11 protein-coding genes are annotated in these 13,274 nt (G+C 46.1%); 1 reads left to right on the top strand and 10 read right to left on the bottom strand.

The annotated features are described in order from the left end of the window. Positions 1–179 precede the first annotated feature (179 nt). Positions 180–2,786: a calcium-translocating P-type ATPase, PMCA-type gene (locus EKQ44_RS06865; protein WP_237662816.1), complete on the top strand. Its 2,607-nt coding sequence runs from the start codon at positions 180–182 to the stop codon at positions 2,784–2,786. Between the two features lie 133 nt (positions 2,787–2,919). On the opposite strand, the gene EKQ44_RS06860 is transcribed toward EKQ44_RS06865, so the two are convergent. From EKQ44_RS06860 to EKQ44_RS06815, 10 genes are all read right to left on the bottom strand, one after another. Beyond that, positions 2,920–3,414 (bottom strand): hypothetical protein, encoded by a 495-nt coding sequence (locus tag EKQ44_RS06860; protein ID WP_237662815.1) that lies wholly within the window; start codon positions 3,412–3,414, stop codon positions 2,920–2,922. Between the two features lie 170 nt (positions 3,415–3,584). Continuing rightward, entirely contained in the window at positions 3,585–4,199 is a 615-nt protein-coding gene (gene pcp / locus EKQ44_RS06855) for a pyroglutamyl-peptidase I (RefSeq protein WP_237662814.1), read from the bottom strand. A gap of 83 nt (positions 4,200–4,282) precedes the next feature. Next, positions 4,283–4,810, bottom strand: coding sequence for a chromate transporter (locus EKQ44_RS06850; protein WP_237662813.1), 528 nt, complete (start codon positions 4,808–4,810; stop codon positions 4,283–4,285). Next, positions 4,807–5,370 carry a chromate transporter gene (locus EKQ44_RS06845; protein ID WP_237662812.1) on the bottom strand — a complete coding sequence of 188 codons (564 nt, stop codon included), beginning with the start codon at positions 5,368–5,370 and terminating at the stop codon, positions 4,807–4,809. Before EKQ44_RS06845 ends, EKQ44_RS06850 begins: the two co-directional genes overlap by 4 nt. A gap of 98 nt (positions 5,371–5,468) precedes the next feature. Continuing rightward, positions 5,469–7,085, bottom strand: coding sequence for a gamma-glutamyltransferase family protein (locus EKQ44_RS06840; protein WP_237662811.1), 1,617 nt, complete (start codon positions 7,083–7,085; stop codon positions 5,469–5,471). Between the two features lie 58 nt (positions 7,086–7,143). Continuing rightward, positions 7,144–7,740, bottom strand: coding sequence for a transposase (locus EKQ44_RS06835; protein WP_237662810.1), 597 nt, complete (start codon positions 7,738–7,740; stop codon positions 7,144–7,146). A 505-nt stretch (positions 7,741–8,245) separates the two neighbouring features. Next, positions 8,246–9,097: a M23 family metallopeptidase gene (locus tag EKQ44_RS06830; protein WP_237662809.1), complete on the bottom strand. Its 852-nt coding sequence runs from the start codon at positions 9,095–9,097 to the stop codon at positions 8,246–8,248. Positions 9,098–9,345: 248 nt separating this feature from the next. Next, complete coding sequence (spoIID, locus tag EKQ44_RS06825; protein WP_237662808.1) at positions 9,346–10,374, bottom strand: stage II sporulation protein D; 1,029 nt, start codon at positions 10,372–10,374, stop codon at positions 9,346–9,348. 437 nt (positions 10,375–10,811) lie between these two features. Continuing rightward, entirely contained in the window at positions 10,812–12,116 is a 1,305-nt protein-coding gene (gene murA, locus EKQ44_RS06820) for a UDP-N-acetylglucosamine 1-carboxyvinyltransferase (RefSeq protein WP_237662807.1), read from the bottom strand. Between the two features lie 32 nt (positions 12,117–12,148). Then, on the bottom strand, positions 12,149–12,997 hold the full coding sequence (locus EKQ44_RS06815) for a YwmB family TATA-box binding protein (protein WP_237662806.1): 849 nt from the start codon (positions 12,995–12,997) through the stop codon (positions 12,149–12,151). Positions 12,998–13,274: the final 277 nt, after the last annotated feature.

Here is a 13,274-nt window from a genome sequence, read left to right as displayed (position 1 = left end):
TTGATCGTGTATTAGTACAACTAATGTGATTACGGAGGTGATTGAACTTTGAACATCGGTAGAAAGTGTCTCGTTTACACCATTTTCATACGTGTATAACAGTATTTTTTTAAGGAATAGTATGTAGTGAATAAAGTTCGGGTATAGACAGTAGAAGTCTGTTAAGAAAGGAGCTATATATGGATAAATTCTATAAGTTACCCTTTGAAGAAGTGATGAAGACTATTGAGGTTACAAAGGATGGCCTTACTGATTCGGAAGTGAAAAAAAGACAGGAGCAGTATGGTTTTAATGAACTTGGAGAAGAACAGCGAAAAAGCACCTTTCAGGTCTTTATGGAACAGTTCAAGGATTTTCTTGTCATTATTCTTATAGTAGCAGCTTTACTATCTGCCTTTTTAGGGAAATTCGAAAGCACCATCGTAATCGTGGTCGTGGTTATCATCAATGCCATTCTTGGAACCGTTCAGCATGTAAAAGCGGAGCAATCGCTAAAGAGCCTGAAAAACTTGTCCTCGCCCACTGCCAAAGTTTTAAGAAATGGAGATAAAATTGAAATACCATCCAAGGAAGTCGTGGTTGGAGATATACTTTACCTGGATGCAGGGGATTACATAAGTGCGGATGGCAGAATCATCGAAACCCATAGCCTTCAGGTAAATGAAAGCTCCTTGACCGGTGAATCCATCAGTGTTCTTAAAACCCTTGATCCGATTAATGAGGACGATGTTTCCATTGGTGATAAGACGAATATGGTATTCTCCGGCAGCTTTGTTACATATGGAAGAGCTGTCATTGTGGTTACTGAAATCGGACAGAAAACGGAAATCGGTAAAATCGCCAACTTGATGGAAAATGCTAAAGAGAAGAAAACGCCGCTTCAGATGAACCTTGATAATTTCGGAAAAAAGCTTGCCATTGCTATTATCATCATTGCTGTTCTTATTTTTGCGATTGATATCATTCGGGGACGGACACTGATTGACTCATTCATGTTCGCCGTTGCCCTGGCAGTCGCTGCCATACCGGAAGCATTAAGCTCCATCGTGACAATCGTGCTTGCGTTTGGCACACAAAAGATGGCAAAGGAAAATGCCATTATTCGAAAACTTCATGCAGTAGAAAGCCTTGGAAGCATCTCTGTCATTTGTTCAGATAAGACCGGGACACTGACACAAAATAAAATGACCGTGCAGAAAGTGTTTCTGGATTCAGAAATCCATGAGCATGACAAATTGAGGCTGGACCAGACGCTGCATGAAAAATTCCTTCTTATGCAGCTTTTGTGTAACGATGCTGAGACCACCAAGGATAAGGAAATTGGAGATCCCACCGAGATAGCCTTGGTGGATTTTGGGGAAGAAATTTATAAATTGGACGAAATGGAAACAAGAAGATCCTACCCTAGACTGAAGGAAGTTCCATTTGATTCTGACAGAAAGCTGATGAGTACTGTCCATACCCTAGATTCCAAACAGGTACTGATTACTAAGGGTGCCGTCGATGTATTAATGGATAGGGTGGTGAAAATAGAAACTTCAGATGGCATATCCAATTTTTCAGAAGAGGACAGGAAGAAAATCGAGGAAGTGAATCATTCCTTTTCGGAAAGCGGACTGCGTGTGCTGGCGTTTGCTTATAAAGAGGTGGAGAATTATGAGAATATCTCGACAAAGGATGAACATGACTTAATCTTTGTCGGATTGACTGCCATGATGGATCCTCCCCGTGCGGAGTCTAAGGAAGCGGTCGAACGATGCATTTCAGCAGGCATCAAACCGGTGATGATCACAGGCGACCATAAAGTAACCGCTTCTGCGATAGCAAAGGAGATCGGGATTTTCAGAGATGGCGATAAAGCGATTGAAGGATTTGAGCTCGAAAAGATAAGTGACGAGGACTTAAAAGGCATGGTGGAGGACATTTCCGTCTATGCACGAGTATCTCCAGAGCATAAAATACGAATTGTCCGAGCCTGGCAGGAAAAAGGGAATATCGTTGCCATGACCGGCGACGGAGTCAATGATGGTCCTGCATTAAAACAGGCGAACATTGGTATCGCCATGGGAATCACAGGAACGGAAGTGGCCAAGGATGCCTCGTCCATGGTCTTGACAGATGATAACTTTTCCACCATCGTTAAGGCGATTGCCAATGGAAGAAGCATCTATGCCAACATCAAAAATTCCATCCGGTTCCTGCTTGCCGGTAACACCGCAGGAATTCTATCTGTTCTATATGCTGCTATAGGCGGATTGCCTGTTCCATTTGCGCCCGTGCATCTGCTGTTCATCAATTTGCTGACAGACAGCCTGCCGGCGATTGCGATTGGACTTGAACCTCATAATAAAAAAGTGATGGATGAAAAACCGAGGGATGTGGAAACCCCGCTTCTCAATAAAGTGTTTGCAGCCCGGCTCCTTAGTGAAGGTTTCCTGATTGCCATGGCCACCCTTATTGCGTTTCATATCGGACTAACCATGGACGACCCTCTGACAGCCAGTACCATGGCTTTTTCCACACTATGTCTTGCCCGACTGTTTCATGGCTTCAACGCACGTTCCAGGCAGTCGATATTCAAAGTTGGATTGTTTTCAAACCTCTACTTGATAGGGGCAGTCGTCATAGGCATCGCACTCTTGCAGCTTGTTCTGCTGGTTGATCCTTTAAAAGGACTTTTTGAAGTTGCCACCCTAACTTCTGCCCAGTTCGGCTATGTCTATGCTCTGGCACTTATGCCGCTTGTGCTTATTCAACTGTATAAGTTGATTTTTGTGAAAGATTGAAAGAGGTATCTGCAATGACCTGTATTCCGTTATCCTGAGGAATACAGGTTTTTTGCGTGTTTTTGTAAATTAATGAGAGAGGACGGTTCAATAAAAATGACCGAGCAGTGCTGCTCGGTTGGGTTTGGGGGTTTTATAGTGTTTCGTCTTCGTACTCTACCCCGTGTTCATGCATGAGGTCTTCGAGTTTGGTTTGGAATTGGCGTATTTTGGTGCGGCCTTTGTCTAGGTGCTCGTTTGCTTCAAATACTTTATCGTAGTCCTGTTGTTCGAGGGCGACCCGGATCATTTTGAAGCCTTGGAGCTGGGAGTTGCTGCCTTCGATATAGATTTCATGGATTTCCCTGACGGCTTCAGATTTTGGGCGGATATTTTCTAGCTCGGTGATGAATTCCTCGTAGGCTGGTATGGTGATGGTGTCGATGATTTCGTACATGGTCCAGTCATCTGTATAGTTTTGGCCGGAGACGCTGCTGTAGGAGTCGATCGCTTCAAATTCCAAGTCAGCTACCTTTGGCAGTTCGGTATTTATATAGTTTATGAGGTCGTCTTTTTCCGAGTCGGTGCTTGAGCAGGCTGACAGCAGCATGACGAATAGAAGGGTAAACAGGCAGAGTTGTCTTTTCAACGTTGTGTTGCCTCCTTGTTGGATGGATTCTACCTCTTACCCTATTTCGGAATGGATTTGTCTTATGACAGTGGGATGGAATTTAGTGGTGATTTGGCTTGGTTTGGTTTTGGTTTGGAACGTGAAGGACCCTGACACGTGGTAGGTGTGAGGGTCCTTTTTTTGGTGGATTAATTTAAAGTTTCGATGCATAGTTTTATTGCGTTTGTGAGGTCTTGCTGGGACCAGCTTGGTGTATTTGCGAGCTGGACGGACAGTTCGTGTGAGGCCGGGATGTGGATGAAGCCGGCAGGGATGTTTGTTTGATCGTTCTTTAGGTGGTGCAGTGCCGCGTACATGACGTTGTTGCACAGATAGGTTCCTGCGGTGTTGGATACTTTGGCAGGATAGTGGTTTTCTGTCAGATGGTTGACCATGGCTCGAATTGGCAGGGTGGAAAAGTATGCTGCCGGCCCTGATTGGTCGATAGGTTCGTCCTGGTGGATGACGCCGTTGTTGTCCGGTGCGCCACCTGCGTCCTTGCAGTTGATGGCGATCCGCTCGGGTGTGATGTGGGCGCGACCGGCGGCAAGGCCTAGGGAGATGATGGCGTCTGGCTTTATTTCGTAGATGTGGTGGAGCAGTTGGGTGGCGGATTGATGGAAATCGACAGGTAGAATGCGGCTATGAATCTTGTAGTGGCCGATGGTTTGCTGGTCGAGTTCGTTTGCTATTTGCTCGGTTGGGTTGATGGTGAATTTTAAGAATGGTACGAAACCTGTTAGAAGTAGGGTTTTGGTTTTCATTGGTGGATGCTCCTTTTTTGGGTGGGTGTGGGGTCTGAGCTTTAGTGCTTTAGAGCAGTGAGGGTCAGACCCCTTTTAGTTATTTAAAGTATTAATGCGCCATAGACCAGCGCGCCGCCGATGACGTAGGCGGGGTGGACTTTCCATTTTTCTAGGAGGAGGTAGCTGGCTATGATGAGGAGGATGGTTTGGGCTGCTCCGGAATCTTGGTAGGATTCGGCGAAGAAGCGGTAGGCCATGACTCCTAGTAGGAGTGCGATGGTTGGTCGCACGTAGTTGGACATTCTTTTTACTTTTGGTGAATCTCTGAACTTGTATAACAGGCTCATGAGGGCGACCATCAAGATCAGGGATGGAGCGACGGTGGCGAATACGCCAACGGCCGCGCCTAGGATTCCTGCTTGCTCGTAGCCGATGTAGCCGGCCATTTTGGTTGCGATCGGTCCTGGCAGGGCGTTTCCGAGAGCGAGGACCTCACTGAATTCGGAGACGGTCAGCCATCCATAGCGGTGGACGACTTCGTTCTCAACGAGCGGGATGGAAGCGGGGCCTCCCCCGTACCCGAGTATGCCTGGTATGAAAAAGGCGAGGAAAATCTCCCAATAGATCATGATGGGGTCCCTCCTTTTTCTGGTTTTGGTTTGTCTTTTTTCAGGACAGCCGCTGCAAGTAGCAGGGCAATGACGATTCCTGGATGGATGCCGAGAATCTCGATGAATAGGAAACTAGCTAGGATTAACAGGATCGCTGCTGTCCAGCCAAGCCCCTTTTGTGATTTTGATAGAAAGTCCCAGGTCAGGACGGCGAGCAGGACGCCCACGACTGGCAGGACTGCTTTGGTCATGCCTTGCACCCACCCTTGGTCTTTAAAACTTGTGAGGGTGGTGAGCAGGACGATCATGAGTATAATGGTCGGGATGGTAGAGGCTAATACAGCGTTCATCATGCCAGTATAGCCCCCCACGCGGTAGCCGATATAGCCGGCCATCTTGGTGTTGATCGGTCCGGGCAGGGTGTTGGCGAGTGCGAGTATATCCGAGAAATCGTCATCAGATAGCCATTTGTACTTGCCCACTACCTCTTTATGTACAAGTGGAATGCTGGACGGACCTCCGCCATAGCCCAGCATCCCGACACGGAAGAATGCGATGAATAAGTCCCATTGCTTCATGGTGTGGTGGTTTCCTCCTTTGATGAGGGTCAGACCCTTTTTAGTTGTTTAATACTTTAATGGAGTGAGGGTCAGACCCCTTTTACTCCTTTACCGCTTTACCAAGATGCGATGCAGCCGTCGGTTCTTGGTTCGGTGCCGCCGGTGAGGGTGCCGGTTTGTGGGTCGCGCCAGATGATTTGGCCGCGGCCGAAGCTGCCTCCGTCGAGTGTGATTTGGATGTTGTGGCCTTTGCGTTGGAGTGCTTGGGCCAGGTGTTGCGGGAAGTGGTGCTCGACGTGTACGGTTTTGCCTTCCATCCACTGCCATCTTGGTGCGTCCAGAGCAGCCTGCGGGTTCAGGTGGAAGTCGACGGTGTTCATGACGACTTGCATGTGTCCTTGTGGCTGCATGTAGCCTCCCATGACGCCGAATGGTCCGACGGCTTCGTTGTCTTTTGTCAGGAAGCCAGGGATGATTGTGTGGTATGTCTTCTTCCCTGGTGCCAGCGCGTTTTCGTGTTCCGGGTCGAGGGAGAAGTCATGCCCCCTGTTTTGCAGACCGATTCCGGTTCCTGGTACGACGACACCTGATCCGAATCCCATGTAGTTGCTCTGGATAAAGGATACCATATTCCCTTCCCCATCGGCAGTGGCCAAATAGACGGTTCCTCCTTTTGGCGGGGTTCCTGGCTCTGGCGTGAGTGCCGTATCTGTGATGAGGCTTCTTCTTTCTTTTGCAAAGGAACTAGAGAGCAATTCTTCTGCTGTGTGGGTCATGGTCGTTGTATCTGAGACGTATTTCTTGGCGTCAGCGAATGCCAGTTTCATTGCCTCGATTTGTTTGTGATAGGTTTCGAGACTGTCGCGCTCCGTGAAGGTGTCTTCTTTTAGCATGTTAAGTGCCATGAGGGCGACGATTCCCTGGCCGTTCGGTGGGATCTCCCAGACGTCATAGCCGCGATAGTTGACCTTGATCGGCTGCACCCATTCCGGTTGGTAGGCTGCAAGGTCGTCATATGTAAGGAAGCCTTTGTGCTGTTTGGAGAAATCAGCGATCTTGTGGGCTAATTCTCCACGGTAGAAAGCTTCTCCGTTTGTTTCCCCGATTTGTCTTAAGGTGTCGGCATGGCCTTTAGAGGACCAAACCTCACCGATTTCAGGTGCACGACCTTCTGGGGCGAAGGTTTCGAACCAGTGAGTGAATTCTTCGCTCGTGCAGAATTTTTTACAAGCGTTATAGGCGCCCTTCCAGTACTTGCCGAGTGTTGGCGAGATTGGGTAGCCTTTTTCCGCGTAGTCGATGGCTGGTTGCAGCACTTCTGAGAGTGGTAGTTTGCCAAACTTCTTGGATAGCTCTGCCCAGGCGGATGGTGCTCCGGGAACGGTCACTGGAATGAGCCCCATTTTCGGCATGGTGTCATGGCCTCTTTCTTTTACCGCTTCTATCGAGATGGATTTTGGTGCAGGTCCGCTTGCGTTCAGTCCATGGAGCTCCCCTTTTGTCCAGACGAGGGCGAATGCGTCGCCGCCGATTCCGTTTGAGGTTGGTTCCACGACGGTCAGGCAGGCCGCGGTGGCGATGGCCGCGTCGATGGCGTTCCCTCCCTTTTTCATAATATCGAGGCCAGCTTGTGCGGCTAGTGGTTGAGATGTCGCAACCATGCCATTTTTGGCGAATACCGTGTTGCGCTGTGATGGATATGGGTTGTTGAGATAGTCGAGTTTAAGTGTCATGTGTTGATCCCCCTATTATTTCGTTATGCGAATTATTTTCTATTATACTTAATTTTCTTTATTTTTTCAAAATAAGAAATTTTACTTTGTTGGTGGGGGTGAAATGGATTTTAGTATTCGGGGTGTTGACGTATTGTCGGTAGGAGCCTTCGTGGTGGGTGGTGGAGAAGTAATTTAGGATATCGGTTGTGGTGACGAGTGGGTCGTGATGGTTGTTATAGTAGTATTGTCTGTAGCTGCTGTATGGGTAGTCTTCGGGGTTGTGGACCATTTGGGCGGCGACTGGGTTGAGGTGGATGTATTTGCTGACGTCAATCAGGTAGTCGATATCATGGATGAGACTGGATTTGAACCTTCCTTCTAGGAGGTGGCCGGTGAGTCGGTATTTGCTGTTGATGTACTGGGCGTATTTGGTGTTAATTTTTTGCATGATCAGGCTGATGTGGGTGGTTTCGGTTTCGATGAGCAGGTGGGTGTGGTTGGTCATGAGGCAGTAGGCATGCAGTTTGAACGGGTATTTGAGTTTCGTTTCGAAGAGGATGCGCTTGTAGGTTTGGTAGTCCTTGGGCTCAAAGAAGATGATGCTGCGGCGGTTTCCTCTTGTGGTGACGTGGTACTTGGCTCCTGGGAACCAGATTCTTGGGTTTCGTGGCATAGTGGGTGGTGCTCCTTTCGGGGGTGGGATTTTGGATGCGTGTGGGTGGTTTGGGTGGGAGATGGGGTTGGTGGTGCAGAGAGATGCTTCGACGGTGATGGTGGAAATCCTTTGAGGGTCAGACCCCTTTTCGTCCGCCAAATTCCGACACATTTCCTTACTTTGGTTGTATTCGTGATGGAGGGAGAAATTCCTGCCGGGGTCTGACCCCTTTTTGAAATTTTTTTATGTCCACTTATTAGTGGACATAAAAATACCGCCAAACGGTACCTACGTTTGGCGGTTGAGACATTCTCTGATTTTGTGCGCTGTTGTGTTGTTTGTGTATCGGTATTGTTAGTATACCCAGGTAGGCTTGGTTTTATTCCTAGGTGGGGTGGAAAGTAGCAAAAAAAATTGAATAGAAAAAGAGCAGCTTTCCGGGAAGCTCTTCCCGTTTGTAAGCTGCTCTTTGGGTCAATAGAGTTTATCGTTCTAGCATTTATTTTACAAATGAGACTTTGTATTATGTTAGATAGCTAACAGATTCTTCTTGTTCTTCATCAGAAGAGCCTTCGTCGCCGTCTTTGTCTTCTCCTTCTTCAGGCTTGTCTTCGCCTTCTGCAGGAGTTTCTTCTTTTTCTTGCTCACCAGCTGGCTCGCTTCCTTCTTCAGAAGCTTGTCCTTCTTCCTCTAATAGGGAAGTGACTGGTTTGTTAAAAAAGCTGATTGGATTGACTGCTACATTGTCTTTGCGGATTTCAAAGTGAACATGGACAGAGTCTTTGTTCAGTTGGTTTGTACCCGCTTTTGCGATAGTGTCGCCTTGCTCTACAAAGTCATTGACTTTCACTTTTACATCAGTCAGTGATTGGTAGACTGTTTTCACACCATCTAAATGCTCGATTTCAACGACATTTCCTAGTAATGGATCATTTTCAACATGCGTTACAGTTCCACTTAGGGATGCGACTACTTCGAACGTTTCGCCGTCTTTCATTACGATATCGATACCTGTGTTTGGTTGGTATCTTCCATTGTACTCAATGAAAGCAGCTTCTTGCTCTTCTTTGGATCCATTTTCATCCCAGAATGGCTTTTGGATCAAAGATGAGTTCACATCTGTTACCGGCATTACAAAGTTTTCAACCGGGCTGTTTACTTCGACGGATTCTTGATCGCCGTAAGAAGTATTAGGTCCTTGCCCTTCTGCATTGTTACCTGGAACCTCTGTGTCATTACCTGCTTGGAACATTAAAACCGCTGTCAAAATGATTGCTGCGCACCCAAGATAGATTGCTGGGAACACCCAACGCTTTTTCATTAAGCGTTGCCAATTTGAATTTTGAGAAGTCCGTTTCTTTTCTTCCTCTCTCATTGTATCATCACCTCAGCAATCATTCTGAACAGATTCCGAGAATAATATACATCTGGTGTAAAAAAATTTTTGAAATGCTTATTTTCCTTCATTGGTGCGGGTTTTATGCATGGGGATTGAAAAAAGTTTGTAAAGGGGTCAGACCCCGGCAGGAGCCGGGGTCTGACGGGTGAACCTCTATTCGACGATGAGGGGGAAAATCCTTTGGGGGTCTGACCCCCAAAGTGAATTTTTTCCACCCCCCTCCTTTATTGCTTCGCGGTCACTTTGTTGAGGTATTGGTCGGCGCTGGCGATTTGGACGTCTTTGTAGTAGTGGGAGATGATTTGGGTGTAGCTTTTGCCTTCTAGGGCCATGCCGTTGGCGCCGTATTGGCTCATGCCAACACCGTGGCCGAAGCCTTTTGTGGTGATGATGATGTTATCTCCTTTGCGTTCCCAGGTAAAGTCACTGGAGCGTAGCTTGAGGGTGTCACGCACTTCCCTGCCTGTAAGTTGCTTACCGTTTATATCGACGGTGCTAACCCGGTTACCTGTCGTACGGGCGATGATCTTCCCCACCGCTCCATCGTTTCCAAGCGTTACCCCTAGCATCGATTGGAATTCCTGAACTGTTAGGGTTACCTGGCTTAAGTATTTTTCGGAGTCAACGTCCCATGGGCTTGCGACGCTGCGCAAGTATGGAATTTCATTTGGCCAATATTCCTCAGAGTTTTCAGTGTAGCCATTGCTTGTGGAAAAGTAACTCGCATCGATCGGTGCATTATTATAGGTAAGGACGGATCCTGCTGTCTCGGTCACCGCCTGTTTTATTTTCTCCATTTTCCAGTCGAAATCATCTGCTTCCCATATAGCTTTAAGTTCTTCCGGGCTTTTATATACTTGGTGCTGCTCCGTATCAGTTACGTCGGCGCCATTGGGCGTCCCTAGCTTTTCATCAGCCATCAGCTGCCTTAAAATATACGTACGTGCAGCGAGGGCCTGGGCTTTTAAAGCCTCTAACTCGAAGTCGGCTGGCATTTCAGAAGCCACCACTCCAACGATATAATCTTCCAATGGGATATTCTCGATCATCTCTTGCTTGTGTCGATACACGGCCACGTCAATCGGGGATTCAGCCACTTCCACTTGTGATTGGACTTCTTGCTTTGATTGGAGTTCTTCCGCCAACTGGCCGCTTTCCTTGTCGACAAACGGCATGACTAACAATGTTGGTACCATTAATACCATGACAAAAAGGACAGAAGTGAGTACGATAATTGGTTTCAAGTTTCTCATAGCGCCGAGCCTCCGATAACAATAAAGTAGTAGGTTGTTGATGGTTGGATACCTTTACTCTTTCATTCTTATGGGAGTGGACAAGCAATTATGACTAAAAAATGGGCGGATTGATAGAGTTTCATAACGTGGATTACAAGGAAGAATGAAACCCAAAATGCCTACAAACTTCTATATTATATATGCATAAGCCACCACTTTCAGAAAATACTTCCTTAGTACCGAAAAAAATGGTCTGACAGAAAAATAGGTGGAATATTATTAAGTAGTTAGAAAAATAATTCCCTTTTGGGGTCAGACCCCTGAAGGAATTTCCTCTCTTACGTCGAAGGGGCCCAAAAAATCACAGAAAATTGCAAAAAAAGGGTCAGACCCCTAAAGGAATCTGACCCTTTTTGTAGAATAATATAGATATATGATTGGCTGTTTTGGTGTGTTTAGGCTTCTTTGATTTGTTCTAGGATAACTGTTTGTTCTTGTTCCATGGAGCTTACTCGTTCGATGTCTGCACCTAGTGCTGCCAGTTTGTTGTGGAAGTTTACGTATCCACGATCTAAGTGTTTTAGCTCGGTTACACGAGTGTATCCGTCTGCAATTAATCCTGCTAGGGTTAATGCTGCTGCTGCACGAAGGTCTGTTGCCGCCACTTCTGCGCCTTGTAGTTTGGATGGTCCATTGATGACAACGGAACGTCCTTCAATCTTGATGTCGCCGTTCATACGACGGAACTCTTCTACATGCATAAAGCGATTTTCAAATACTGTTTCGGTAATCATGCTAGTGCCTTCTGCCGCTAATAATAAGGACATCATCTGGGATTGCATATCTGTTGGGAATCCAGGATGAGGCATTGTTTTGATATCAATTGACTTCAGCTTTTCAGGTCCGATAACGCGTAATCCGTTTTCGACTTCTTCAAACTTAACGCCCATTTCTTCCATTTTCGCGATTAATGAGCTGGAATGTTCCGGCACTGCTCCTTCGACAATAACGTCTCCGCCTGTGATTGCAGCTGCTACCATGAATGTACCTGCTTCAATGCGGTCAGGGATGATGTTATGTTGGCATCCGTGTAATTCGGAAACACCTTCGATTCTGATTGTTCCAGTACCTGCTCCACGAACTTTCGCTCCCATGGAGTTCAAGAAGTTCGCTAAGTCCACGATTTCCGGTTCTTTTGCAACGTTTTCCATAATTGTTGTACCTTCAGCAAGGGTTGCAGCCATCATGATGTTTTCTGTTGCTCCCACACTTGGGAAGTCCAGATATATTTTCGCGCCTTGTAATCTTCCGTCTACTTCGGCATCGATATAACCATTACCAACTTTCACTTTCGCACCCATCGCTTCGAACCCTTTTAAATGCTGGTCGATAGGTCTTGAACCGATCGCACATCCTCCAGGTAGAGCTATTTGTGCTTTACCGTTACGCGCAAGCAATGATCCCATTACTAGGACTGATGCACGCATTTTTCGTACATATTCAAACGGTGCTTCCGTGTGCAGCTCTCTTGTTGCATCGACAATTATACGATTATTTTCAAATTCAACATCGGCATTCAAATAACGCAAAACCTCGTTAATCGTATAAACGTCGGAGAGCTCAGGTACATCTAAGATTTCGCATTTGCCTTTGCTAGCTAATAAAGTTGCGGCGATGACAGGTAGTACTGCGTTTTTTGCTCCCTCTACTTTAACAGTACCCTTTAACCTTTGTCCGCCGCGGACGATGATTTTTTCCAAAATGTTCCCCTCCGCGTCTTATATTCTATATATTAATATTCAACAGTAATAATTGGCGTGCCTACAATCACGGTAGTCTTATCGCCCATTCCTTGTGTTCGTAACCCAATTTGTAAGTTCATCTTTCCCTGATGTGTCGGAAGAACATTATTCCACGCTTCAGTATATGCCGAAACAGAAACAAACGTATCTTCCTGAATCTCTTCCACCACTTGTGCTGAAAATGACTCTAGCAAAATATTTGTCGTATTTTGCAAACCATCTTCAATTTTATCACTGAAATCGCCGATCATACAACTAAATATTTCAAAGTCTTCCTGAGAAATACTGGTAAGATTCGAATGGAAATGGTTTATTATCTCTGTTGCTGCGTCATCTTTCCAGCCATACCCCGTAACCTCATATAATAAGTACGAGCTTGGGGATGTCTTTGTGTGGGTAGTGATGAGCTGAAGAGTCTCTTCTTGTTTTAATGAATCGTTATAATAAGTCCCAACTGCCTTCCACTGACCCTCTTCTTCTATCACATTCCACGTAAGATGGCCCATATTCTGTTTTAAACGATTTACCTCTTTTTGAAAAGCGACTAAATCCCTAATTTTATAGACGTTCGTGCGCCCAAAAAGTTTCCATTCCTGAACATTTATTTTTTCCTTTTGAAAAACTTCCGCGATTTCAAGTATCTCAGTACTGATATCGTTTGGTAATTGAGCTCTGCTTCTTTCATTCCCAAGAATTACCCCCGTAAAACATATTAATAAAATAAAAAATAGTCCTAGCAATCTATTAATATAAAGTTTCCACTTTTTTTCTGCCCATTTAGTATTAGTTATTATGTCCTTATGGCTCTCACCATTGTGTGTTTGATGCCCGTTCCACATATCCCCCACGCCCCTTTGCTTGTTAATAACAGTGTGGCCAGGTTGGCGATGAGAGATACATAGGTTTCTTCGTCAAAATTTTTGAGATTTTTTTTAAAAGGGGGTCAGACCCCGGCAGGAATTTCTGTAAGGATGTCGAAACTGCCCGCCGAGGAGGGGGAAAAAGAAAATAAAAAAAGGGTCAGACCCTTGAAGGGATTTCTCCATCTATGTCATACACCCGGACAACTAGAAAAACCAGGGGATCCCTTCCCCTGGCAGATCGGGTATCATATTT

Origin of the sequence: Sutcliffiella horikoshii (assembly GCF_021991925.1) — a bacterium.
Lineage (GTDB): Bacteria > Bacillota > Bacilli > Bacillales > Bacillaceae_I > Sutcliffiella_A > Sutcliffiella_A horikoshii_F.
The sequence above is the reverse complement of the archived record's forward strand: the minus strand, read 5'-3'. Positions and strand labels throughout refer to the sequence as shown.